The 23,970-nt window shown below is 42.2% G+C and carries 21 protein-coding genes; 12 read left to right on the top strand and 9 right to left on the bottom strand.

What is annotated here, in order from left to right:
* Positions 1 to 17 precede the first annotated feature (17 nt).
* From G1O98_RS04000 to G1O98_RS03985, 4 genes are all read right to left on the bottom strand, one after another.
* Positions 18 to 281 carry a hypothetical protein gene (locus G1O98_RS04000; protein WP_163927387.1) on the bottom strand — a complete coding sequence of 88 codons (264 nt, stop codon included), beginning with the start codon at positions 279 to 281 and terminating at the stop codon, positions 18 to 20.
* A gap of 704 nt (positions 282 to 985) precedes the next feature.
* Entirely contained in the window at positions 986 to 1,219 is a 234-nt protein-coding gene (locus G1O98_RS03995; RefSeq protein ID WP_163927386.1) for a hypothetical protein, read from the bottom strand.
* Positions 1,220 to 1,480: 261 nt separating this feature from the next.
* Entirely contained in the window at positions 1,481 to 2,965 is a 1,485-nt protein-coding gene (locus G1O98_RS03990; protein WP_175586519.1) for a pitrilysin family protein, read from the bottom strand.
* Between the two features lie 70 nt (positions 2,966 to 3,035).
* Positions 3,036 to 4,874 carry a pitrilysin family protein gene (locus tag G1O98_RS03985; RefSeq protein ID WP_243458338.1) on the bottom strand — a complete coding sequence of 613 codons (1,839 nt, stop codon included), beginning with the start codon at positions 4,872 to 4,874 and terminating at the stop codon, positions 3,036 to 3,038.
* Positions 4,875 to 5,023: 149 nt separating this feature from the next.
* Between G1O98_RS03985 and G1O98_RS03980 the strand changes: the two genes are divergently transcribed.
* A complete protein-coding gene (locus G1O98_RS03980; protein ID WP_012409372.1) occupies positions 5,024 to 5,638 on the top strand; it encodes a TetR/AcrR family transcriptional regulator in 615 nt (204 codons plus the stop codon).
* A gap of 62 nt (positions 5,639 to 5,700) precedes the next feature.
* Here G1O98_RS03980 and G1O98_RS03975 read toward each other — a convergent pair whose 3' ends face one another.
* Both G1O98_RS03975 and G1O98_RS03970 read right to left on the bottom strand, forming a co-directional pair.
* Complete coding sequence (locus G1O98_RS03975; RefSeq protein WP_163927394.1) at positions 5,701 to 6,138, bottom strand: DUF4332 domain-containing protein; 438 nt, start codon at positions 6,136 to 6,138, stop codon at positions 5,701 to 5,703.
* Between the two features lie 202 nt (positions 6,139 to 6,340).
* Positions 6,341 to 7,141 (bottom strand): PhzF family phenazine biosynthesis protein, encoded by an 801-nt coding sequence (locus tag G1O98_RS03970; RefSeq protein WP_163927384.1) that lies wholly within the window; start codon positions 7,139 to 7,141, stop codon positions 6,341 to 6,343.
* 336 nt (positions 7,142 to 7,477) lie between these two features.
* Between G1O98_RS03970 and G1O98_RS03965 the strand changes: the two genes are divergently transcribed.
* The 4 genes from G1O98_RS03965 to G1O98_RS03950 all read left to right on the top strand — a co-directional run bounded on the left by G1O98_RS03965 (position 7,478) and on the right by G1O98_RS03950 (position 13,506).
* A complete protein-coding gene (locus G1O98_RS03965) occupies positions 7,478 to 7,741 on the top strand; it encodes a hypothetical protein (RefSeq protein ID WP_163927383.1) in 264 nt (87 codons plus the stop codon).
* Positions 7,742 to 7,956: 215 nt separating this feature from the next.
* Positions 7,957 to 9,339, top strand: a complete 1,383-nt coding sequence (locus G1O98_RS03960) for an aminopeptidase P family protein (protein WP_163927382.1) — start codon at positions 7,957 to 7,959, stop codon at positions 9,337 to 9,339.
* Positions 9,340 to 9,534: 195 nt separating this feature from the next.
* Positions 9,535 to 10,026 carry a hypothetical protein gene (locus G1O98_RS03955; RefSeq protein WP_175586514.1) on the top strand — a complete coding sequence of 164 codons (492 nt, stop codon included), beginning with the start codon at positions 9,535 to 9,537 and terminating at the stop codon, positions 10,024 to 10,026.
* Between the two features lie 297 nt (positions 10,027 to 10,323).
* Positions 10,324 to 13,506 carry a GAF domain-containing protein gene (locus G1O98_RS03950; RefSeq protein ID WP_163927381.1) on the top strand — a complete coding sequence of 1,061 codons (3,183 nt, stop codon included), beginning with the start codon at positions 10,324 to 10,326 and terminating at the stop codon, positions 13,504 to 13,506.
* A gap of 65 nt (positions 13,507 to 13,571) precedes the next feature.
* Here the strand turns inward: G1O98_RS03950 and G1O98_RS03945 are convergent, their stop codons facing one another.
* Together G1O98_RS03945 and G1O98_RS03940 are read right to left on the bottom strand one after the other, a co-directional pair.
* On the bottom strand, positions 13,572 to 14,252 hold the full coding sequence (locus tag G1O98_RS03945; protein ID WP_163927380.1) for a 2-hydroxychromene-2-carboxylate isomerase: 681 nt from the start codon (positions 14,250 to 14,252) through the stop codon (positions 13,572 to 13,574).
* Between the two features lie 28 nt (positions 14,253 to 14,280).
* A complete protein-coding gene (locus G1O98_RS03940; RefSeq protein ID WP_163927379.1) occupies positions 14,281 to 14,910 on the bottom strand; it encodes a Uma2 family endonuclease in 630 nt (209 codons plus the stop codon).
* 215 nt (positions 14,911 to 15,125) lie between these two features.
* Between G1O98_RS03940 and ffh the strand changes: the two genes are divergently transcribed.
* The 5 genes from ffh to G1O98_RS03915 all read left to right on the top strand — a co-directional run bounded on the left by ffh (position 15,126) and on the right by G1O98_RS03915 (position 19,346).
* Complete coding sequence (gene ffh, locus G1O98_RS03935) at positions 15,126 to 16,592, top strand: signal recognition particle protein (RefSeq protein ID WP_012409381.1); 1,467 nt, start codon at positions 15,126 to 15,128, stop codon at positions 16,590 to 16,592.
* A 198-nt stretch (positions 16,593 to 16,790) separates the two neighbouring features.
* Positions 16,791 to 17,051: a 30S ribosomal protein S16 gene (gene rpsP, locus G1O98_RS03930; protein ID WP_012409382.1), complete on the top strand. Its 261-nt coding sequence runs from the start codon at positions 16,791 to 16,793 to the stop codon at positions 17,049 to 17,051.
* Entirely contained in the window at positions 17,014 to 17,448 is a 435-nt protein-coding gene (locus tag G1O98_RS03925) for a KH domain-containing protein (RefSeq protein WP_163927378.1), read from the top strand. Before rpsP ends, G1O98_RS03925 begins: the two co-directional genes overlap by 38 nt.
* Before the next feature lie 448 nt (positions 17,449 to 17,896).
* Positions 17,897 to 18,850 carry a PhoH family protein gene (locus G1O98_RS03920; protein WP_163927377.1) on the top strand — a complete coding sequence of 318 codons (954 nt, stop codon included), beginning with the start codon at positions 17,897 to 17,899 and terminating at the stop codon, positions 18,848 to 18,850.
* 91 nt (positions 18,851 to 18,941) lie between these two features.
* Entirely contained in the window at positions 18,942 to 19,346 is a 405-nt protein-coding gene (locus G1O98_RS03915) for a ChuX/HutX family heme-like substrate-binding protein (RefSeq protein ID WP_163927376.1), read from the top strand.
* A 40-nt stretch (positions 19,347 to 19,386) separates the two neighbouring features.
* Here the strand turns inward: G1O98_RS03915 and G1O98_RS03910 are convergent, their stop codons facing one another.
* Complete coding sequence (locus G1O98_RS03910; protein WP_163927375.1) at positions 19,387 to 20,502, bottom strand: toll/interleukin-1 receptor domain-containing protein; 1,116 nt, start codon at positions 20,500 to 20,502, stop codon at positions 19,387 to 19,389.
* A 283-nt stretch (positions 20,503 to 20,785) separates the two neighbouring features.
* On the opposite strand from G1O98_RS03910, the gene G1O98_RS03905 reads away from it, so the two are divergent.
* Positions 20,786 to 21,586, top strand: coding sequence for a DUF6816 family protein (locus G1O98_RS03905; protein ID WP_163927374.1), 801 nt, complete (start codon positions 20,786 to 20,788; stop codon positions 21,584 to 21,586).
* 89 nt (positions 21,587 to 21,675) lie between these two features.
* The gene (locus tag G1O98_RS03900; protein WP_163927373.1) at positions 21,676 to 23,496 is read left to right on the top strand and encodes an ABC transporter ATP-binding protein; all 1,821 of its coding nucleotides are present in this window, start codon (positions 21,676 to 21,678) and stop codon (positions 23,494 to 23,496) included.
* The last annotated feature ends 474 nt before the right edge of the window (positions 23,497 to 23,970 follow it).

Genomic DNA, 23,970 nt, shown 5'->3' with positions numbered 1-23,970 from the left:
CAGTAGTAAACTACAAATTAAATCCAAGTATCAGCATCGCTGAAGGACTTGACGATGTGTGCAGTCAAGCTAGCTCCAAAGGCTAATAATGCAAATTCTTGTCCCTTAATACCGTAAGCTAATAGTGGGTCTATACCTTCGCCAACATCAGAAACATCACCATCACCACCACCATAAATAGTGATGGAATCTACATTGTTCAGGTCGTTGAGGAAGCTTTCAGAATCTTGGAACAGTTCAGAACCAGTGGTATTTAGTTGTGAAAGAGCGATACTAGCCATAATTTTCTCCTACAATAATTCGTCCCATTTGAAGAGACTTTGGCAGCGATTAAGCTGTGTATTGCTTAACTGCTGATTCCATTTTTATTCATAAATTTTATAAAAATCAAGCTTGTAAGCCTGATTTGTAAGACATAAATCAATGGGTTACGTCTTTATTGATGGCTTTATTTTTATTCAAAAAATGTTTAGAAAACATCCTATTTTTTTGTAAAAATTAGCGATCTAAAGATTACAAACTTCTTTGATAAGTCGAGAGTCTAACTTTTCATAAATCAATACGCTTGGGTTAAGAAGAATAGTAGGTTGGGTTGATCAACAGTGAAACCCAACATTATCAAGGCTTTGTTGGGTTTCGTTCCTCAACCCAACCTACACCATTTTTAGTTTTTAGCTTTAACTGAACCGCATTGGTCGCTGATTAGTATATTTCAAGTTTGTGAAATACAAAAATACTTCACCTGCTCTGTCACGAACCTTGGAGACGAGAGGGGTGTATTTCATCAAAGTACCGTATGAAAGTTTTCAGACTTGTGAAATCCTGTGTAGATAGGCATGATATTCGACAGGGCTAGACTGACTTTAATAAAAGTATAGAGTTGTGTATTCAATCAATTGCAAACATCTGTAAACAAAAATCGTGCGCTCTTAATTTATCTAAGAGCGCACGAGCTTAATGACTATAAAATTCTGATTGTTCACAATTATTGTAAACCAGTCAGTTGTTGCCGTAGGTCTACTATTTGCTGTTCTATGTTACTTAACCAATCATTAACAGTCTCTTTTACATTTTCCCTTGAAAGCGCGCCAGAAGTATCTTCATCGTCTCTTCTTGATCTTCTTCTTCTTCCACCCTCTACAGTTCTCATTTCCCAATCGGTTAGTTCGGTGAGCAGATTCACGTCACTATTAGGATGCAGGTTAGATATTAAGATCATGACTATTGATGTACCTCCCAAAATCTAGTGATATTAATTGATCTAGTCTGAGATAACATTAAGCTAAAAATCCAGACTCCATCATTTGTATTTTGCAATAAAATTTTAGTCATTTAACTTTTTAAAGCTAATTTTCAAGACATAACTAAAGGATTTTCGTCTTTAAAAGAGATGATTTATATTCTGATCTTATTTGTCTCCCTAAATGAGTAGAGACGCGATTTATCGCGTCTCTACTTATTGTTACGATCGCAATTTGGATTAATTCTTCGCCTGTGGTTGCGAACCAGGAATCGTTACATCTATTGGTGTCACCGTTGCTGCTAACTGCGTCAATGGCGGTTGAATGGCGGTTTGATTCCCCACCACTAGAGTTACAAGCTTTTCTGGCTTGAGGTATTCTCGTGCTACCCGTTGCACGTCAGCAGCTGTGGTGGCGGCGACGGCTTTTTGATAGCGAAAGAGAAAATCAGCCGGATAGCCGTAATATTCGTATCGCATCAACCTTGATAAGGTTTGGCTGGGGTCTTGAAAGTTGAATACAAAGGAGTTGAGTGTAGACTCTTTGGCAAAAGCCAGTTCTTTTGCTGGCACTCTTTGAGTTTGAATGCGCTTGATTTCAGCTTGTAAGGCTTTGACAAACTGCACGGTAGCATCCGATCGCGTTTGTCCACCAGCAACAAATATCCCAGGATAGTCGTAGCGGGGACTCCACTCGCCATAAACAGAGTAAGCTAAACCTTGGCGCGATCGCAATTCATTAAATAAGCGTCCACCAAATCCATTTAACACCCCATTTAATACATCCAGCGCTGCATAATCGGGACTGTCAAACCGTCCGCCTAAATGGCCGAGAAGCACACTACTTTGGGTTAATTGTGGCTGATTGACAAAAAAGACTCCGCCTGTGTTAGCTGGCGAAACTGATGGTAATTTGGGTTTGGCAATACCTGGGTTGCGATTCCAGCCCCCAAACTTAGCTTGAATGAGCGATCGCATTTTCTTAGAGTCAAAATCCCCCACAATCCCCAAAATTATATTATTGGGGTGGAAATATTGCTGATAAAAGTTGAGCAAATCCTCACGTTCAACCTTATCCACCGTTGCATACTCTATGGTGCGAGAGTATGGACTATCTTTCCCATAGATCAATTTCTTAAATTCTCGACTAGCAATTCCATCTGGATTATCATTACGACGGGCAATGCCACCTTTCGCTTGCGTCTTAGCCAAGTCTAGCTTTTCTTGAGCAAATGCTGGCGATCGCAGTACCTCGGCAAATAGCCCAAACACCGTTTCTAAATCTTCACTCAATGCATCAAAGCTAGCACTACCAGAGCTTTCACCAATACTAGCTTCTACAGATGCCGCTCGTTGTTCCAACATTTCGTTGAGTTCATCAGCCGAATGTTGCTTAGTTCCCCCAGTTCGCATTACCGCGCCTGTAAAACCAGCTAACCCAACTTTCTCCATTGGTTCCAAGCGATTTCCTGTCCGCACAAACGCCGTCCCATTCACCAACGGCAATTCGTGGTCCTCCATCAAATAGACAACCAAGCCATTTTGGAGAACAAACCGTTCATATTTCGGTATTTTAATCTCAGGTAACGGTGGCAGCTGCAACTCACTATAATGCTTTGCCTCAGTCGTCGCCGCCAGAGAAAAATTACAAGTTAAAAGTAAACACGCAAAAACAGCAACCAACGCATAAATTAACCCCTTCCCATTTTTGATTTTCAACGCCATCCGCCTTTTACCCTTCACCTTGTACCTTTGCATATCTCTCTTCCTTTGCGCCCTTTACGGTTCGTTTCTCTTATCCTTCCTTCGACAACAACTTCCCAATCGTGCGATTTCCCGGCGTAAACGTCTCCTTCGCCACTCGTACAATATCAGCCGTCGTTACCGCCGAAATATCATCCAACTGCTTAAACAAATTCCGCCAAGAGCCAGTTTTCACCTCATATTCCAATAATTGTTGAGCCATCCCCATATTTGAATCGAGGGTACGCAGCAAACCCGCCCGTGCTTGGGTTTTCACCCGTTCCAAATCAACCGCCGCGACAGGCTCAGTTTTTAATTTGTCAATTTCTTGGCGCAAGGCCACCGCTACTTCATCAACTGTATGACCAGGAGCCGTAAGAGCATAGAAAAATATTAGGTTTGGATACTTATCTCCAGGGAATCCACTGTAACCTTGAGCATTTAGCGCCAAACGCTGTTTTTCTACCAAAGACTTATACAAGCGGGACGTGCGCCCATCACTTAATAAACTGCCAATGATTTCATAGGTTGCATTATCTGGATGGGTAACTGCCGGACGATGATAACCTTCTAAATACCAGGGTTGAGAAGGTAGTTGTAAAGTAACTTCTTGTGTTTGTTTTTGTGGCGGTTCCACCGGAATTTGTTCAACAGCTTTGGTTTTTGCTTTATAGCGGCCAAAATAAGTTTGCGCCAGTTTTTTCACCTCAGCTGGGTTAACATCTCCAACAATAGCGATCGCTAAATTACTTGGTACGTAGTGAGTATCAAAGAAATTCTGGACATCATCTGGTGTCAGATTGCGGATATCTTGGTCATAACCAATCACCGGACGCTTGTATGGATGGACTTTGTAAGCAGTATCAATAAACTTTTCCACCATTTGTCCAATGGGTGAATTCTCTATCCGCATCCGTCGTTCTTCTAAAATTACATCTTTCTCTTTATAAAACTCACGACGAATTACCGGATCAAGAAATCGTTCTGACTCCAATGACATCCACAGTTCCAGCTTATTGGCAGGAAAACTGTAAAAATAACGGGTAGCTTCGGTTGAAGTATTGGCATTTAAACCCACACCTCCTGCTTGTTCGACAATTTGTCCCAATTCGTTTTGCTTGACAAGCTTACCTGCTTGTGATTCTACTTGCTTAAACTCAGTTTCTAACCGCGCAACCTCATCTTTTTTGCCGTCGGCTTTCGCTGCTTTAATTTGAGTATCTAACTGCTGCAATTTATCTAGTAGAGGTTTTTCTGCTTTGTAGTCTTGTGTACCAATGCGCGTTGTACCTTTAAACGCCAAATGTTCCAGAAAGTGAGCTACACCGGTTTTACCATCTGGCTCATCCACACCACCAACATTTGCATAAGTCAGGAAAGAAACCACAGGTGCTTGATGCCGTTCTAAGACAAGGAATTTTAGACCATTGTCGAGGCGAAACTCCGTTAATTGTTTAATGACTCGATCCAGATAAGGTTGAATTGAACTTTGAACTGGTGGAGTTTGAGTTTTGGTTTCTTGAGGAGGTGCAATTTGAGTTTGAGCCAGAGCAATTTCTGGTAGCAATCCCCACCAGAAAACGATCAAAGCCAACAAAGTGACAAACAACCGCCGTAATATGACAGATACAGAAGTTACACAGAAGAGATCCCCCAACCCCCTTAAAAAGGGGGCTTTTGAGATCCCCCCCTTTTTAAGGGGAGCCAGCGCGGTCTTCTCTGCGAGACGCTGCGCGATAGCGAAGCGGTAGCGAGTCATCGAGCGTCTGGGGTCTCCCCAAGTGGAGCGACTGGCGTGGGTTAGGGGGGATCTAATTTTTAGGCTTTGAGTGCGTAAGTCCTGCAAAATCCCCAATCTAAAATCCAAAAATGACCGACTGATCTGGTTCATAAGCAAAAATTAAGATAAAGTTACACTACCTGAGAAACAGGATACTTAGCAAAAGGACGTTAATGTTGTATTAAGCTTGTTGAGCTTTTTTACTTGACGTTAGACAATAATGCTACAAATCGTGTTCCGCACATTTCACCATAACTGTTATGCGAGTTTTTAATTCTTCCCCACCCTCAGAGGCTCAGACGCGCACCCGAATTTTACAGGCAGCACAACGGCTGTTTGCTTCTCAGGGATTTGACGGCACTACCACCCGTGATTTAGCGCAGGCGGCAGGTGTAGCTGAAGGCACTTTATTTCGTCATTTTCCCAATAAAAAAGCAATTTTAGTAGAAGTAGCCACGAGTGGCTGGGTAGAAATTTTAACAGATTTGCTAACAGAATTAAGTGAAATGGGCAGCTATAAAGCTGTAGCTCAAGTGATGCGTCGCCGGATGTGGAACTTTCAAAAAAATGCCGATTTGATGCGCGTTTGTTTTATGGAGGTGCAGTTTCATCCCGATTTGCGCGATCGCATTCAATTAGAAGTCATTACCAAAATGACCGATGTCGGCGAAGCATTCTTTCAAACAGCTATGGATAAAGGCATTTATCGCAAAATGGATGCAAAGCTAGTTGCTAAAGTCTTCTTGGGAATGTTTGCGATCGCAGGTTTTTCTAACAATACCCTCATCGAACCTGACGCTTCCCCCCAACAAATGCAAGAAATGGCTGAAGGACTTGCTGATATTTTCCTTAATGGTGTTTTAGCTAAGGATTAGGGACTGGGTACTAGGTACTGGGTACTGGGTAGTTTCCTCAATCCCCAATCCCCAATCCCCAATCACCTAATTGCTTGCGCTTGCTGACTCCACTGTTGTACTAGCTCAATTGCTGGACACAAATCTCGTCGCTGCATTGTTGCTACTTGCAAGCGCATAATTTGTTGGTGCAATCGATGAGTGGGAGTCTGTGCCAACTGTGCCACGGAACCAATACCTGCGTGGAGCAATAAACCACAATATTGTATGCCTACACTAGGAATACGCGCCAAGTCAGCTAAAGCCATCCATTTATTTACATACTGAAGATGAATCTGTAATTTATTTGCTAACGCCAGCCGTGCCTCTAGAGTCTTTCCTTGTTTGACTAGCGCTACTGTGGTATCAATCCCACAATTTTGCAGTTGTGATTGTTCGTCGTGGCTTAGTCCAGGTAATTGCTCGATTGGCCAGTCACGAGATGCAACCAGATTTCGATTATTTGTATTTTTAGTAGACATTTTAAAACTAAATATTGCCATTGCATCGACTGACAATGTGATTGCATCAACTGACAATGCCATTGCATCGCCTGACAATGCCATTGCATCAACTAACAATGCCATTGTATCGCCTGACAATGCCATTGTTTTGGCTAGGAGGGGTCCAGAATGCCCTTCTGAACAAAACCTCCTGCCTCCTGCCTTCTGCCACCTGCCTCCTTCAAATGGTAAATAACTCACCTCGCAGAACAGTTACCGCTTGTCCAGCCAGAAAAACGCGATCGCCTCCGTCATAGCGTACTTTTACCACTCCACCGCGACGAGATGCTTGATAAGCCAATAACTCATCTTTGTGTAAGCGATCGCGCCAGAAGGGAGCAAGACAGCAATGGGTAGCCCCAGTTACAGGGTCTTCATCAATTCCTAAACCCGGTGCAAATAAACGAGAGACGAAATCATATTCCGAATCAGAGTCGGTAAGGCTGGTGACAATGATTTCAGAAATAGGCAAAGTTTTTAATATTTGAAAATTTGGCTGTACTTGCCGTACCAAATCTTCAGATTCCAATTCCACTAAATAGCCAAAAGAATTTAAAAAAACAGATTTGTAAGGTACACCCAAAGCTTGCTTGAGTTCTCGTGGAGCGACTGTTTCTTGTGAGTGATTCACAGGAAAATCTAACTCAATCCACTCACCTTGCAATTTAGCAATCAGCACTCCGCTTTTGGTGTAGAACCGCGCAACTTGATTCTCTGACAAATGCCCCTCTGACCAAAGTACATGGGCACTAGCTAAGGTTGCGTGACCACAAAGAGGTACTTCTATCGTCGGCGTAAACCAACGCAGATTGAAGCCATCATCCTGTCTAAATAGAAAAGCTGTCTCAGATAAATTCATCTCCTGCGCTACATTTTGCATCCAGCGCTCATTTTGGTGAGTAGGCAAAACACAGACAGCAGCAGGATTTCCTGCGAAAGGTCTATTGGTAAAAGCATCAACCTGAGTAATGATTTGTCCCATTAGAGTCACCCTAAAAATTAGACAGCAATATACTTATCAGGAGTGTGTTAGAGATTTATGCCAATAGTTAAGATTATTTTTAAGCCCATTGCTACGCGTCTAAAGCGCACTAGAGTTCATTTAAGCATTTATATGTTTCTCTCTGTATCCTCTGCGCCTTGTTCCAAAGACAAAAATTTATAGCTTTAACCCAAGCGTATTAGTCTATAGGAGTTTTCGATGTGGAATAGAGCCACTGGTTCATAAGGGCACACAACCATGCTGTTACATCAAAATGGAAATCGCCATATACAGTACCTTATAAATTAGGAATACAATCTCCAAAAACTAGGGTCAATGTCTAAGCAAAACGGAAATATGGGGATAAAAATCTTTAGAAGCATCTTTGCTGCTGTCAACTTAGCGCTAATTTCTGGAGGATTAGTTAGTTGTGCTGTTGAAGTACCACAGCCACTTGCACCAACAGAGCAACAAAAACCAGTCGTACAACCTAACCAACAGCCTAACCAGAACGACAAAGATGATGATGATGATGACAAAAATAACGATCACAAAGATGATAAACACGACGAGAAAGACGAGAAAGATGATAACGACTAAATAAGTTGGCGCTTAAAACCCTTACTAATGACCAATACTTCTCTGCGAGACGCTACGCGTAGCTTGCTTCCCCGGAGGGGTACGACTGCGCGCAACTACCGCGTAGTCGAAACTCAGTACAAGTGACAAAGGACAAATGACAGCCTTAGCCAGTTAGCTTTAATTGCGCCGACTTACTTAAATAAAGGCAAAACTATAACCTTGGGTTTCCATTTATGCTTATCCCACAAACTTCTACTTCCCTCACCGATTGTTTACGCCTGCGACGGCAAAAATTAGCAAACCTCATTAGCTTTCCCGTAATTCTGTGGTCAGGTAGCAACAGTCCTCGCAACTTTCCAGCAAATCCCTTTCCATTTCGCGCTAACAGTCATTTTCTCTATTTTGCCGGACTGCCATTATCAAATGCGGCAATTCGTTTAGAAGGGGGCAAGCTAGAACTATTTATGGACGATCCATCACCTAGTAGCACCCTTTGGCATGGAGAAATGCCAACGCGCAATGAAATAGCCCAGAAGATTGGGGCAGATGTGGCTCGACCAATGACAGAATTAGAGTCTTGGGTAGAAGATGCTGTCACACTTGCTGTACAAGATGCAGCGACATGGACGCAACAATCGCAGCTATTAAATAGATGGGTTTTACCCCAAAGTCCTCCCCAAGGAATTGACTTAGATTTAGCTAAAGCGATCGCTTCTATCCGCCTCACTCACGATGAAGCTGCATTAACCGAGTTGCGAAAAGCTGCTGCTGTCACTGTTGAAGCACACAAAGCTGGGATGGCAGCAACACCTCAAGCCAAACTAGAAGCAGAAGTTCGCGCAGCGATGGAAGGGGTAATTATTGCCCATAATATGACCACCTCTTACAACAGTATTGTCACCGTTCACGGCGAAGTTTTGCATAACGAACACTATCACCACCCCTTGCAACCAGGTGATTTACTACTTGCCGATGTTGGCGCTGAAACTGAGATGGGTTGGGCAGGTGATGTCACTCGCACATGGCCAGTTTCTGGTAAGTTTTCATCTACCCAAAGAGATATTTATAATGTAGTGCTGGAGGCTCATGATGCTTGCATTGCCAGAATACAGCCTGGTGTAGAGTATGAGGATATTCATCTATTAGCTGCCACAGTTATAGCTGAAGGTTTAGTAGAGTTAGGCATTTTCCAAGGGAATCCCCAATATTTAGTAGAGATGGATGCCCACGCGCTGTTTTTCCCTCATGGTATCGGTCATCTACTGGGTTTAGATGTCCATGATATGGAAGATTTGGGAGATTTAGCGGGGTATGAAGAAGGACGGAAAAGGAGCGATCGCTTTGGCTTAAGCTACCTCCGCTTAAATCGTCCCCTGCGTCCAGGAATGTTAGTTACAATTGAGCCTGGTTTTTATCAAGTGCCAGCAATTTTAAATGATGCCAATGTTCGCTCAAAATATCAGAATGTGGTCAACTGGCAACGTTTATCTGAATTTGCCGATGTGCGCGGAATTCGCATTGAAGATGATGTTTTAGTTACCGCAGAAGGTAGCGAAGTTTTAACAGCCGCATTACCGAATGATGCCGATACTATAGAAAATTTAGTAGGTCGTTAATCTAACCTTTAAAAGTGGTAAAAATTTTGGTGAATAACTCTTTACTCTGTGTCCTCTGCGCCTCTGTGGTTCAAAAAATTATAAACCGCAGAGTCACAGAGAGCGCTGAGAAAAAATAAGAGATTTTACGAGTCACCTTGAAAGGGCTAGTCGCTAATCTGTCCATAATGCTTTGTTAAGTCAGGATGTTACCTAATGATAAAAAACCCTATAGGATTACTACTCAACGGAGTTATTGTCAGCTTCGGACTATTGCCATTATTAGCTCAAGCACAGCAGCCAGTATCGTTTTCTGATGCTCAAGTTGCGGCGATGGTAGAAGCATTGCGACAGGCTGCACCGCAGACAAAAAATCCCAACGATGGATATTACAGTGAATGGCAAGTGAAACCAGAAACCCTCAAAGGCTGGACAAGAACTTGTCTCAAACGAGAACTAACACCGACACAGTTTGAAAACAATCCTGCGATCGCTCGCCAAGTTGTCTCTTGCATTACCCGCCGTGAGTTAACCAATCAGTTTCGCGCCACCAACAATAATGAAATTGCATCTGTGCGTGGCGCAGCTTGTTGGTGGATGACTGGTAGCTATACAGGTTGCAACAAAGGTTTCACTGCTGAGTATGTGCAGAAAGTTGTCCGTTTTTACCAACAACAGCGTTCTAAACCGACAGCAACTCAATCATAAAATTTCATCAAAGTGCCTAACGCGCCCCTATTTAACACGGTGCGTTACGCTATCGCTAACATACGCAATAGAACTCATATTTGATTGCGTGAAAAAACTCCGTACAACTCAAAAAGCCTTCTTGACTATTGCCTATTGCCTCTTGCCTTCCCACGTAAGTATAGCTACGCTACGCGAACCAAAATCAAACCAGATTCCTATATTTAAGATTTACTTTATAAATAGTCATCTCAACCTATAATCTGAAAAATAAAGAAGGGAATACTAAAAGTAGGTATTTCAGTTTCTTTATACTTTATGATAACAAACAGTCCTGAAACGTCGAACTTATTAGACCTGCAAGAGTGTCACAAACAGCTACAGTTGACGGTTCAGTACCAAAAAATATTGGCGAGAATTCTGGCTAAGATTCGCGCTTCTGTAAATATAGAATCCATCTGTTCGACTTCTTGTCAAGATATTTGTCGGCAATTAAAGATTGAGCGAGTTGCAATCTACCGCTTCAACACTGACTGGAGCGGTAGTTTTATTAATCGTTTTGGCTTTGCAGAACATCCTTGGGATGCATTGACTGCCTTTGGACAGGACTTGGTGTGGCAAGATTCGCATTTGCAAGAAACTCAGGGAGGGCGATATCGCAAAAATGAGCCGTTTGCTGTGACTGACATTTACGATGCAGGGCACGCTCGTTGTCATATTGAAGTATTAGAACAGTTTCAGATTCGGGCCTATGCGATCGCACCGATTTTTATTGGTGCAAAATTATGGGGAATGCTTGCAGCCTATCAACACTCGGCTCCTCGGCAATGGTATCCTCACGAAGTCGAATTTTTTGCCCAAGCTGCCAGTCATCTTGGTGTGGCAATGCAGCAAGCAGAAAATTTAGAACAGACTAAACAACGCACAGCAGAACTGCAAGATGCGATCGCACGGCAACGTGCCTTGACGGAAGTGGTAGGAAATATTCGCTCCTCTGTGAATCCCGAAATTATTCTAGACACTGCCTGTCAGGAACTCTGCAAACTCCTGAAGTTAGAGCGGGCAGCAATTTATCGCTTTAATGAAGATTGGAGCGGCGAATTTGTCAGCCAATTCGGGATGGTAGAGGCACAATGGCACAGAATTCATCCTTTTGGCAAAAATCTAGTTTGGCAAGATACCCACCTCCAAGAAACCAAAGGTGGACGCTACCGCAATAACGAAAGTTTTGTTGTTAACGACATCTACCAAGCCGGACACTCGCGTTGTCACATCGATATTCTGGAGCAATTCAAGATTCGGGCATATACCTTAGCACCCATCTTCATCGGCCCAAAACTGTGGGGACTGATAGCAGCCTATCAACACTCCGGGCCGCGCCAATGGGCAAATTACGAAGTGGAGTTCCTGGCACAGGTAGGGGCGCAATTGGGAGTGGCGATTCAGCAAGCCGAGAATTTGGCTCAGTCGAAACAACAGGCAGTTGCTCTCAAAGATGCGATCGCTCGCCAACGGGCACTAACTGAAGTAGTCGGTAAAATTCGCTCCTCTCTCAATATTGATTTAATCCTAAAAACTACTTGCCAAGAAGTGTGCAAACTGCTGCGAGTTGAGCGAGTTGGCGTTTATCGCTTCAATGAAGATTGGAGTGGTGAATTCGTGAGTAATTTCGGCATGGTTGAGGCACAGTGGGACAGCATCAATCCCTTTGGCAAAAATCTCGTTTGGGAGGATACCCACCTCCAAGAAACCAAAGGCGGACGCTACCGCAACAATGAAAATTTTGCTGTAGAGGATATTTACCAAGCTGGACACTCGCGCTGTCACCTTGAGATTTTGGAGCAGTTCAAGATTCGTGCTTATGCGTTAACCCCAATTTTTGTAGGACGGAATTTGTGGGGATTGCTGGCTGCCTATCAACATTCTGCACCGCGCCAGTGGGATAGTGTGGAAGTGGAATTTTTGGGACAGGTTGCGAGCCAACTGGGAGTAGCACTGCAAAGTTCTCAAATGGTGACTCAAATTCAAACTCGTGCTGATGAACTGCAACAATCGGCTGAACAGCGCCGGATCTTGTTTGATTTGGTCGTCAAAATTCGGGAATCGTTAGATTTAGAGACAATCCTTAAGACTACAGTACAGGAAGTGCGGCGATCGCTGAATACAGATCGAGTCGGCATCTTCCGCTTCGATCCGAACGTCGGTTTTTGCAGTGGTGAATTTATTGCTGAAGATGTGTTACCCAAATTCGATTCTGCTCTCGCTGTGAAGGTGCAAGACTATTGCTTTGGCGATCAATATGCACCGCAATATCGCCAAGGGCAAGTGCAAGTTATATCTGATGTCAACAGCGTTGGCTCCAAAGTACCTCATCTTGATGTGATTGAGCGATTCCAAGTCAAAGCACAGATTATTGTGCCATTGATGGAAGGTGATGAACTGTGGGGGTTGTTGTGCATTCACCAATGCACCCATACACGTCATTGGGAAGAAGCGGAATTGGAATTTGTCACCCAAGTGGCGGCTCAACTGAGTGTAGCGCTGCGTCAAGCCAACTTGTTTCAACAATCTAGTTTGCTTGGTCAAACTCGTGAAGAAGCGAATCAACTCGCGCAGACTCTAAATGAACTGCGGACTGCCCAAATGCAAATTATCCACGCTGAAAAAATGGCCAGCTTGGGGCAACTGGTAGCGGGAGTTGCCCATGAAATTAATAACCCGATTAATTTCATCCATGGCAACTTAGAACACGCCCACCAATACACGCAAGAATTGCTTCGCTATGTGCAGCTTTATTGGCATCATTATCCTGATGCCGCACCAGAAATCAAAGAGTTTTTCAAAAAAGCCGAAATAGAGTATTTGGTCGACGACTTACCTAAATTATTCCAATCCATGCAGGTTGGCACTGAGCGGATTTGTGAAATTGTCACCTCTTTACGGAACTTCTCACGTTTAGACGAAGCCGATTTCAAGCCAGCAAACATTCATGAAGGCATCGACAGTACATTGATGATTTTGCAAAACCGCTTGAAGCCTTCAGGTGATAGCCTCACCATTCATGTGAGCAAAGACTATGGTAAGTTACCTCTGATAGAATGCTATCCCGGTCAGTTGAATCAGGTATTTATGAATTTGCTGTCCAATGCCATTGATGCTCTAGAAGAACGAATCACGCAGGAATCTTCTGAAGGACTGGCAAAAAACCCCAGCAAAATCCGAATTTCTACCTCTCTGCTCAATAAAGACTGGATTGTAATTCGCATAGCCGATAATGGACTCGGCATAGATGAAAAAGTCCTCTCTCGACTGTTCGATCCATTTTTTACTACCAAGGTTGTCGGTAAAGGCACAGGACTGGGACTATCTATCAGCTACCAGATAGTAACAGAGAAACATAACGGCAAAATCTACTGCCAATCTGAACTTGGCAAAGGTACAGAGTTTGTGGTTGAGTTGCCGATTTGTCAAGTTACAACTAGAAAATCAGTAGCTAGTTAAGGGGTTAGACCAGGAATAAGCAAAGAGGCAAAGTGATGATTTTTGCCGACTCACTTGACAAATTATCACTCGGCACACATTACTGTTTTGGTAGCAGTTGTATTACATAATTGCTTTACCTTTTCGGCAACCCAATCAACGCGATCTTTTCCCCAAAATCTCTCGCCTTCGACTACCCAAGTCGGGACTCCGGGACAGCCAAACCGTTCGTATTCTGCCAAAGCTGCTACTGCTGCTTGTTTGGCTGCTTCCCCGTAGATTAACTCAAGAATGCGATCGCCATTCAACCCAACATCATTTGCAACTTTCCTAATCACAGACTCATCGTTAACATCAAGTAAATCGATGTACGTCGCTCGAAAAAAAGCTGCATCCAGCAGATGCTCCTTCCCAGTTCCACAAGCAGCGTAATACGCTCTTGCAGGAAGTTCTTCCCGACCAAATTTCATTTTTTCCCAGCGCTTGACCCACCGACCAAATTCTTCAAGTTCCTTGAGCCGAATTTCAATGCCGTACTTTTTCGCCCACCGCAAACAATCTTCTTTGTGATACGACGATAACAAAGCGCTTTCACTTCGTCCTTGTAAATCAACAACCTTTATACCTCGCTCTTTCGGTATGTAGATTGGTCTTCGTTCAATATCAACAGGTAAACCCTGCAATGCTTTTTCCGCAAGAGCAATACCAATATATGAATTTGACGAGTGGTAGATCGAGTATGAATATACTTTGATTCGCTGCGACATCTATCTAAATTAATTTGCTATTTTAATATTAAATTTGGCTTTTAACCCATTGGCGAAATTCTTTAACTAATTCCAAATAATCTTTTTCTCCCACCTGCTCTAAAAAATTAGAAATTTCTGTTAATGGCAGATTGGGAAATGCTAAACTTTGTTCAACAGATATATATTTCTGATTTTGTAAAACGTTAATACTAAAAGAATTGCCATCATATCGCCAGATTTCGGGCACACCCATATCAGCATAGACTTCAAAGCGATTTTTAGAACTGCTAGTAATATCGATTTCTACTACCAAATCTGGCGGCGGATCTTGTTGCAAATTTATTCTTTTTTTGCCCTTGATTAACTGGATATTTCTAATGTAAAAGCATTCATCTGGTTCTGCACCACTCAGTTCTGGACGCTTGAAAGTAGTAGAACCAAGGGGTTGGATATTGACTTCTAATTCTTCCGCTAGAGTTTCAACAAATCGACCCAAGACTTTTTTATAACTCTCATGTTCAGGTGAAGGAACCATGATTTCTAAAGTACCTCGATTGTAAGTAAGCCGGAGGCGGCGACTAGCACTAAGTTCAGTTAGCAAGTTTTCGTATGTTTGCCAACTGATACCCGATAGGTGGACGATTTCTGTGGGTTGAAGCAGTGTGTTGCTAGTCATAGCGATATGTGATGTAGGTTCTCGCTGTACAATAGCCCTTCTTCGCCTCATTGTACTTTAAGCTCAATCTTCTATAAAGGTAGGTATCTGGTTGCTACAGTCGCGGTGAAAACTACTAAGCTGGTAAATAGCACGTTTAAAATTTAGCGGAAATTCGGAATCGCATTTATCGGCGGTTTAAGATTCCTCATTGGCGAACTACCTGTAATTACATTATGTTTGATGCTCTATCTGACCGTTTAGAAGCCGCCTGGAAAAAACTGCGGGGACAGGACAAAATTTCTCAATCCAACATTCAAGATGCATTGCGCGAAGTGCGCCGCGCCTTGTTGGAGGCAGATGTCAATCTCCAGGTAGTCAAAGATTTTATTAGCGAAGTCGAAGCCAAAGCCCAGGGAGCCGAGGTAGTTACCGGCGTGCGACCTGACCAACAGTTCATCAAAATTGTTCACGATGAACTGGTGGAGGTGATGGGAGAGGAAAATGTTCCCATCGCAGAAGCCCAGGAAAAGCCTACTATTGTGTTGATGGCTGGTTTGCAAGGTACTGGTAAAACCACAGCTACCGCTAAGTTAGCCTTACATCTGAGAAAATTAGATCGTAGCTGTTTGTTGGTGGCGACAGACGTATATCGCCCTGCCGCGATCGATCAGTTGCTAACGTTGGGTAAGCAAATTGACGTACCAGTATTTGAACTAGGAAGCGATGCCGATCCCGTAGAAATTGCTCGACAGGGCGTAGAACGCGCTAGGGCAGAGGGTGTAAACACAGTAATTATTGATACTGCTGGTCGCTTGCAAATTGACGAAGATATGATGGCGGAATTAGCCCGCATCAAAGCAACTGTCCAACCCCATGAAACTCTGTTGGTGGTGGACGCGATGACTGGTCAAGAGGCAGCAAATCTGACTCGCACCTTCCATGAGCAGATCGGAATTACTGGGGCGATTCTCACCAAAATGGATGGTGATAGCCGTGGTGGTGCAGCGCTGTCAGTGCGAAAGATTTCGGGAGCGCCGATTAAATTTGTGGGCGTGGGTGAGAAAGTCGAGGCACTGCAACCCTTTTATCCCGATCGCATGGCATCCCGAATTTTGGGAATGGGCGATGTGCTAACCCTAGTAGAAAAAGCCCAGGAAGAGTTCGATTTAGCCGATGCTGAGAAAATGCAGGAGAAAATCCTGTCAGCAAAGTTTGACTTTACAGACTTTCTCAAGCAGTTGCGGATGCTGAAGAATATGGGTTCTCTGGGAGGCTTCATCAAGATGATCCCAGGGATGAACAAGCTCTCAGACGACCAACTCAAGCAAGGAGAAACCCAGCTAAAGCGCTGTGAGGCGATGATTAACTCCATGACTCGCCAAGAACGCCACGACCCCGATTTATTAGCCAGTTCTCCCAGTCGGCGGCGGCGGATTGCTGCTGGCTCCGGTTATAGAGAGTCAGATGTGACTAAATTGGTGGGTGATTTCCAAAAAATGCGATCGCTCATGCAGCAAATGGGTCAAGGTGGCTTCCCTGGAATGCCAGGAATGTTCGGCGGTGGCGGCGGTATGGGCAACGCCTTCGCAGGGGCAGGTAATCGTCCCGCAGCCCCCGGATGGCGGGGTTATGGTGGTGATGCAGGCACGAAAAAGAAAAAAACCAAAGAGAAAAAGAAAAAAGGCTTCGGTAATCTTTAGTCATTAACCAATGACAAAGAACAAATGACAAAGGACTAATAGCAGCAAATGCTAGGCAGTGCTAAAATTAGCATTTCGACCTCAGAATTTATCAGCAGAGGAAACTAACCCTCTATTTCTCGGCAACAGCCAGATTTAGGTTGCTTCCTCACCCACTAGTTGCTAAATAATATCTAAACAGGAGAACGATTCTTCAACATGATCAAACTGCGCTTGAAGCGATTCGGTAAAAAACGGGAAGCAAGTTACCGCATTGTCGCCATTAACAACCTCGCTCGCCGCGATGGCCGTCCCCTAGAAGAATTGGGATTTTATAACCCCAGAACTGATGAAGTGCGATTAGACGTTCCCGGTATCGTCAAGCGACTACAACAAGGCGCTCAACCCACTGACACCGTACGTCGCATTCTAGTAAAAGCTAATGTTTTTGAACAGGTCAGTGCAACAGCCGCATCATAATTTCGGAACAAAATTGCCAACAGCCAGTCCCAACTATGTTGATCTGGTTCGGTTTTTGGTGCAGCCATTTTTGGAATCTCCAGAGACTTTAAGTGTCGATTGTGAAATTTCTCAGGCCCTCAACCGGGTTTGGGTTCGCATCGCCTTTGAAAGCACAGATAAAGGGAAAGTGTTTGGTCGAGGGGGACGCAATATTCAGGCGATTCGTACAGTAATTGCCGCAGCCGCAGCCGCAGCTGGGCAATCAGCATACCTGGATATCTACGGCAGTACCACTCCGGGCCGCGAAGGTATGTCTTTTGATGAAGACACAGAAGAGCGATCGCCACCGCCGACTAGGAGAGAAGCGCGTGGAAATGATGGGCCTAAACCCATTGTTAAACCCCGCCTCCGCTAGGTTAAAACTAGAGAGCAAATCTGAGCGGTTGTAGTTACCTCCGCTCAGAATTTTTGTAAAGATGGAAAGTAGCAAAAAGATTTTTGGATCTTTTTTTGAACTCTTCACCGAAGAGGCAGGGGGGCAGGGAGAAATATACTGAAATTACCCTAATACAAGGGTTAGAGAGCAACTAAATTTATTTATGCTCAAAAGTAAAAGTATTTATTATGCCTACGGCACGCTGCGCGAACGAGATGTGTAACACGAGAAATAATACATTCTTATTTCAGAGCCAATACATTCATTTATAGGGATTCTCCCCCCAGCCCCTTTTCCTCTTTTTGACCAGTGTCGATAATTTGTTGCAAAAATTTTTCTAAAATGTAAGTAAAAAAGCGTAATTTCGCCTTTGGCGAGAAAATATTAACCTTTGTCAAAAATAGATCCTTACGAATTAAGAAATACTATGGCAGGTGCTTTCACAATTCAGCTGCCGAATGTTTCCAGTGCGATCGCTCTTGGGGGAGATGGAGAAGAAAATCTCAAAATCCTATCTCGGCAAACAGGAGCCAATTTAGTGCTACGCGGACAGGAATTAATGATTTCTGGTAATCAAGAGCAAATTGATCTGGCTTCTCGATTGGTGCGATCGCTTGAAGAACTCTGGATTAAAGGCAATACCATCACCAGTGCCGATATTTTAACAGCCCGTCAAGCCATAGATAGCGATCGGCAAGGGGAACTGCAAGATTTACAGCGAGATGTCCTTGCTAAAAGTCGCCGGGGTGAAGAAGTCCGTGCTAAAACCTTTCGCCAGCGTCAATATATCGAAGCACTCCGTAGGCGCGATCTCACCTTTGGGATTGGGCCTGCTGGTACTGGCAAGACTTATCTTGCCGTTGTTGTTGCCGTGCAAGCACTCCTGGCCAATCAAGTTGAAAAGCTAATTTTAACTCGCCCTGCCGTCGAAGCTGGTGAAAAACTTGGTTTTTTGCCTGGAGACTTACAGCAGAAAGTTAATCCCTATCTTCGCCCACTTTACGATGCTATTTACGAATTCATCGACCCAGAAAAAGTACCCAGTTTAATGGAACGCGGTGTAATTGAAGTCGCGCCACTTGCCTATATGCGAGGACGCACTCTAAATAACGCCTTTATAATTGTCGATGAGGCTCAAAATACTACACCCGCTCAGATGAAAATGGTTTTGACTCGTTTGGGTTTCCGTTCGCGGATGGTGATTACAGGCGACATGACACAAACAGATTTACCACTTCACCAACAATCAGGTTTAGGAGTGGCTTTACAAATTTTAAAACACGTTGAAGGTATTGCCTTTTGCGAATTTTCCCAAAAAGATGTCGTGCGCCATCCTCTTGTTCAACGCATTGTTGCTGCTTATGAACAATACGAAAAATAGGAATTGGGAATTGGGAATTGGGCATAGGGCATTAGTTAGTACTCATCGTTTAACCAACGACAAATAATAATTGACAAAGGACAAATGACAAATGACCACAACATTGAAAGAATTTTTAGCAGCTTGTGAGACTTTGGGAACTTTGCGTTTAATTGTGACTAGCAGCGCTGCTGTATTAGAAGCAAGAGGTAAGCTAGAAAAGTTATTTTATGCAGAATTGCCTAAAGGTAAGTATGCGAATATGCACACCGAAGGCTTTGAGTTTCACTTGAATATGGATAAAATCACTCAGGTGAAATTTGAAACAGGTGAGGCAAAAAGAGGTAACTTTACAACCTATGCAATTCGCTTTTTAGATGAGAAACAAGAATCTGCTTTGAGCCTATTTTTACAATGGGGGAAACCGGGGGAATATGAACCCGGTCAGGTGGAAACTTGGGAGACTCTAAAAGAGAAGTATGGAGAAGTTTGGGAACCTTTACCAGCAGAGATTTAATATAGATAATTGGTAATTGGAGAAAACCGTCAATCACCAATTATTTAGATAATACGATGTCACGAAATTGAATATCTTTAAGTGATTTAGGTGAGTCAAATCCTTCTGCTTGAATGTTAAGCACTTGTATTTTCTTGACTTGTAAAGGAATTTCGATAAAACTCACACTCAACCTAACATTAGCATTTTGGATAAGTTGTGTACTAACGTAATAATTATTTTTAATTGCATCAATTTCAACTGAGTCAGCAGGATATGTAATACCCTCTAAATCCAAAAATTTGCTTCTTTTAGAGGTATAATTACCATATAACCTCAGTTCTCTATCCTTGAGGGTATTTGTTATTAATACATCACATTTTACATTTTCATTTAATCTTTTGCAGCTTTTAAGTTTAAAAATAAACCCTTCTACTTCGACCGATTGTTGAGATACTGTTTCTTGTTGAATACTTGGGTTATTCTTGTCAGGAACTGTAGGTGCAGAAGTTTTATTTGGTAAAGGATTTTCAATAATAGGCTGAGGTGTTGGTGTTGATTTAATCGGATTTGGCAAATCAGTTTCAACAGGTGATTGTGAGGTAACTTCAGAAGATTTTATAGTTTTTTCGCTAGATGTATTTTCGGAACATTGGAGTTTGAAAAAACATCTAACTTCTGGAGTTGTAATAGCAATAATTACACTTAATCCTGTTAATACTAGACCGAAAATAGCGATAAATTGATTAAAACCTACTTTTTTACTACGATATTTCAAAACTTTGTCTTGGATGAGTCTCCAAAGTTTGACAATTTGTTCATTTTCGTGATCTCCATCCCAATTTACTAGATAAGCTGGTTGAATATCTAAAAATTCTCCAGGGATTCTAATATTTTCAATTAATACAGGAATCAGAATCTTATTATTTTTTTTTGCTTCCGAAGCCAAGTTTTTCAATAAGGCAGATTTTACAGAATTATTTGACCATAAAACTATAACAAATTTAGCTTTATCTAGCATTTCTGTTGTTTGATTTATGATTTTACTTCCTATGGAAATATTTTGTGCTTTCCAAACATTAATACTATAATAATTTAAAGCATCTTCTAGGAGACTTGCTATAGCTTTATCCGATTCGGAGTAGAGCAAACAAACTTCATTTTGACGTGCATTCATTTATTATTTTCCTAATTTTGCAAATTACTTAGCTCTCACCAAAATTTATGGTATTGATATATTGATATACTATAGAATTAGATAATTAGCATTTTATGAAATTGTACACTAGTAATAATTACTTTTCAAATGGTCAATTATGATATCTGAAAAATTTATGTACTAGATATCATAGCTCAATGTGTGATTAGCTAGCTGGATAATGAGCAATAGCTCAAATGCATTATTTTTCTGGAGATAAATTTTTATTCCATAACAAATAAATATTAAACAAACACTACCGATGCTTGCAATGAGGTCGATTTGGAGTTTTTGCTTGGTTGTTTCGTTTCTACTATGGAGTGGCGAAGCTTTTGCAGGTGAGTTGTCTGAAAGGTTAGCAAATTTTCCCCAATGGGAAAAACTAACTTCAGTGCAATCGGCTTCGGGTGATTTGGTTTACCCTGAATGGATGGCTGGTGATTGGCAAGTTACCAGTACTTTAATAGATTTAGCTGCACCTTTAGCACCAGATATCGTAACTCCAGGGTTTGAAGGTAATCGCCGACAATTAAATCAGCCTGTGAGTTTTGTAGTAAGATTTGTAAAAGAACAACCAGATATTTCTAGGTTAAAAATATTTCCTCAGATAGATTACAAATCCCCAAATTTGGTGGCAGATAGAGCGTTTAATAGTTTGAATTTGGCACGAGCTTATTTAGGGGATGAAGCAGTGTTATCAGTCAAAGTAGATCCAGATTCACCTAATCGTCAGATTACATTCCTGCGTAGCAGTCGCCAACTAGTTTCCATTGTGACTGCACGAGCTACAGAAACTCTTCCTGATGGCAAGTTCATCACCACAGAAGTGTTTCAACAATTATTCAAAGGTGGTTCACGCCCCTATTTAAACTCTGTAGAATCTACCACTGCTTATCATAAACTTCCAACAGCTAATCCGGCAATTGAGGCAGATCAAGTTACTGCTGTCTATCTTTCACCCCAAGATCCAGATTACTTTAAAGCTAATTCTCAACCAGTTGCTCTCTATCGCTATCGCCTAGAATTTATCCCAGCACAAATGCCTAGTACTCAAAAAGAATGATTTAAACCTAATAGCCCTTGACTACTTTGTAATACGCTTGTAGTATACAAATTCCAAGCTCACGATCGCGCTCTTGGACGGTGTGCATCATGGCCAAATTTCAAGATATTGTCAATTACTTTCGCTCTGACTGGAAGCTGAGTCTTTTTAGTATTACAGCATCTAGCATTTACGAAATTATTGATTTGGTTGTTCCTTATGCGATTGGGCAGATTTTAAACGTTTTGTCTAATCAACCTTTGGATAAACCACTTCAAAGTGCGATAGCAACTTTTTCAGACATAACTAATTACCCTATTAATAAAACTCTATCTTTGGGTGTATTACTGGGTTTAGTTTTCGTTGTCACCGTAGTCAAAGCGCCAACCCAACCTTGGTTAACCCATTGGTTTCATTGGGATATATCCTTAAGGTTGCGTCGCCAGAAAGCCCAAACAGCCGTAGAAAAAATTCTCACTCTCCCACTAGAATTTTATGATGAAAACAACCCCGGACGCATTGCTGGAAGAATAGCTAGAGGTATTTCTAACCACACTTTTACTTACCCCGAAGTTGCCGGACAGTTAATTCCTAAACTAGTTCGGGTACTGGGAATTTTCTTGTTTATCTTGGTGATTGAGTGGCGAATTGCGATTTTATATTTGATTTCCTTTGTAGTTATTCTTGGCTTTAGCTTGAAGGATTTAAAGCACCTGATTTGGCATGAAACTATTCTGGATAAATATTCAGAAGATACGGAAAGCCGTAATTCCGAACTGATCACCAACATCAAAACGGTAAAAGCATTTGCTACTGAAGCTCATGAACTAAAGCGGCAAAAACAACGTTTGGATCGTGAGCTAATGGTAGTTGAGTATCGCGTTCACAAAGGTTATGTGAAACTGGCTACTTGGCAAAGGACTGTAATTCAGTTTTGCGTGTTTACTATCTTGGGTTTGACTCTAGCAGCAACAGTAGACGGTAGAATTTCTCTCGGTCACTTTGTCATGACATTAACTCTTTCTAGCATGGCTTATGCCGAATTAGAACCTATTAGCACATTGGGAGAACTTTTTGCCCGTCGTTATTCTTCTATGCTGCGGTTTCACGAATTTCTCCAAGAGCCAATTCCATCTGATTCAGCTAGTCTTTTAGAAGAGAGCAACCAGACAGAATCACCCTATAAATTTACTGGGAAAGTTGAGTTGTCCCGCGTCAGTTTTGGATATGATGCCAACCGTCAAGTTTTGCAAGATATTAACTTGTTGATTGAGCCATACCAAACAGTGGCATTAGTTGGGCGTTCTGGTTCTGGTAAGTCTACTTTAGTTAAATTGCTGTTGCGATATTTTGAACCTCAAGAAGGTCAAATTCTGATTGATGGTCAAGATATTAGCACTTTGAATGTGGGTAAGTATAGACGAAGGCTAGCGATCGTTCACCAAGAAGTAGACGTTTTCAACGGTACTATATTAGATAACCTCACTTATGGTAGGCGGCATGCTAGTTTTGAGCAGGTTCAGGAAGCTTGTAGAATCGCCAGAGTCGATGAAGTAGTGCAGCAGTTACCCAAAGGTTATTACACCGTTGTAGGAGAAAGAGGTGTCAGGTTATCTGGAGGACAAAGACAACGGTTAGGAATTGCAAGGGCGTTGCTAGTGGAACCAGATGTGCTGATTTTCGACGAAGCCACTTCTAGCTTAGATTATGAATCTGAGCGTTCAATTCAGCTAGCGATGCGATCGATTCAGGGCACTTGCACCACTATTGTGATTGCCCACCGTTTAAGTACAGTGCGAGAAGCAGATAAAATTGTAGTTTTGGAGCAAGGAAAGATTGTAGAAGTGGGTAGCCACGATGAACTCTTGCATCAAGAAGGCATCTACCGCCGTTTGCACTCCCTGCAAGAAACAGGAGAACTCCTAAGTTAGGGGATAATACCACATTTTGGATTTGAGATTGACTCCATGAATTAATCCGCTTGATTAAATCGACTTTATTAACAGTAAGGTCGATTTTTCCCAATTGTAACTAACAGCATTATCTTACTACTAATTAATGTATATCTAATCGCTTAAGATAAAAATTTGCAATTTAATATCTCTATATTATATAAAAATATTAAAATTATATCATTACAAAATTTACTATAAAAAGCAGTACTAAAAAACTACCAAATAGTAGCCTTTTAATAATCATTATAAATTATTGAATATTTAATTTTTTGGAAGTCTAAATTAGAATTAGCTATCCTCACATTAGTACAAGGAATTGGCTATTTATTAAAGTTGTTATTGAGATGTTAAAAACCAAGTACAGATTTAACTAATTCGTAGCGAGTTAAATTTGGCAAGACTCTGTGCCCCTACCCTACGCGAAGGCGTACCACTTCGTGGAAGCAAGCT

It is taken from the genome of Nostoc sp. UIC 10630 (assembly GCF_010747425.1).
Classification (GTDB): Bacteria; Cyanobacteriota; Cyanobacteriia; order Cyanobacteriales; family Nostocaceae; genus Nostoc.
This window is presented reverse-complemented; position numbering and strand designations above follow the sequence as displayed.

Excerpts from the sequence above, each read along its gene's own strand:
- G1O98_RS04000 (WP_163927387.1), bottom strand. The coding sequence starts at position 281 with ATGGCTAGTATCGCTCTTTCACAACTAAATACCACTGGTTCTGAACTG.
- G1O98_RS03995 (WP_163927386.1), bottom strand. The coding sequence starts at position 1,219 with ATGATCTTAATATCTAACCTGCATCCTAATAGTGACGTGAATCTGCTC.
- G1O98_RS03990 (WP_175586519.1), bottom strand. The coding sequence starts at position 2,965 with ATGGCGTTGAAAATCAAAAATGGGAAGGGGTTAATTTATGCGTTGGTT.
- G1O98_RS03985 (WP_243458338.1), bottom strand. The coding sequence starts at position 4,874 with ATGAACCAGATCAGTCGGTCATTTTTGGATTTTAGATTGGGGATTTTG.
- G1O98_RS03980 (WP_012409372.1), top strand. The coding sequence starts at position 5,024 with ATGCGAGTTTTTAATTCTTCCCCACCCTCAGAGGCTCAGACGCGCACC.
- G1O98_RS03975 (WP_163927394.1), bottom strand. The coding sequence starts at position 6,138 with ATGTCTACTAAAAATACAAATAATCGAAATCTGGTTGCATCTCGTGAC.
- G1O98_RS03970 (WP_163927384.1), bottom strand. The coding sequence starts at position 7,141 with ATGGGACAAATCATTACTCAGGTTGATGCTTTTACCAATAGACCTTTC.
- G1O98_RS03965 (WP_163927383.1), top strand. The coding sequence starts at position 7,478 with ATGTCTAAGCAAAACGGAAATATGGGGATAAAAATCTTTAGAAGCATC.
- G1O98_RS03960 (WP_163927382.1), top strand. The coding sequence starts at position 7,957 with ATGCTTATCCCACAAACTTCTACTTCCCTCACCGATTGTTTACGCCTG.
- G1O98_RS03955 (WP_175586514.1), top strand. The coding sequence starts at position 9,535 with ATGATAAAAAACCCTATAGGATTACTACTCAACGGAGTTATTGTCAGC.
- G1O98_RS03950 (WP_163927381.1), top strand. The coding sequence starts at position 10,324 with ATGATAACAAACAGTCCTGAAACGTCGAACTTATTAGACCTGCAAGAG.
- G1O98_RS03945 (WP_163927380.1), bottom strand. The coding sequence starts at position 14,252 with ATGTCGCAGCGAATCAAAGTATATTCATACTCGATCTACCACTCGTCA.
- G1O98_RS03940 (WP_163927379.1), bottom strand. The coding sequence starts at position 14,910 with ATGACTAGCAACACACTGCTTCAACCCACAGAAATCGTCCACCTATCG.
- ffh (WP_012409381.1), top strand. The coding sequence starts at position 15,126 with ATGTTTGATGCTCTATCTGACCGTTTAGAAGCCGCCTGGAAAAAACTG.
- rpsP (WP_012409382.1), top strand. The coding sequence starts at position 16,791 with ATGATCAAACTGCGCTTGAAGCGATTCGGTAAAAAACGGGAAGCAAGT.
- G1O98_RS03925 (WP_163927378.1), top strand. The coding sequence starts at position 17,014 with ATGTTTTTGAACAGGTCAGTGCAACAGCCGCATCATAATTTCGGAACA.
- G1O98_RS03920 (WP_163927377.1), top strand. The coding sequence starts at position 17,897 with ATGGCAGGTGCTTTCACAATTCAGCTGCCGAATGTTTCCAGTGCGATC.
- G1O98_RS03915 (WP_163927376.1), top strand. The coding sequence starts at position 18,942 with ATGACCACAACATTGAAAGAATTTTTAGCAGCTTGTGAGACTTTGGGA.
- G1O98_RS03910 (WP_163927375.1), bottom strand. The coding sequence starts at position 20,502 with ATGAATGCACGTCAAAATGAAGTTTGTTTGCTCTACTCCGAATCGGAT.
- G1O98_RS03905 (WP_163927374.1), top strand. The coding sequence starts at position 20,786 with ATGCTTGCAATGAGGTCGATTTGGAGTTTTTGCTTGGTTGTTTCGTTT.
- G1O98_RS03900 (WP_163927373.1), top strand. The coding sequence starts at position 21,676 with ATGGCCAAATTTCAAGATATTGTCAATTACTTTCGCTCTGACTGGAAG.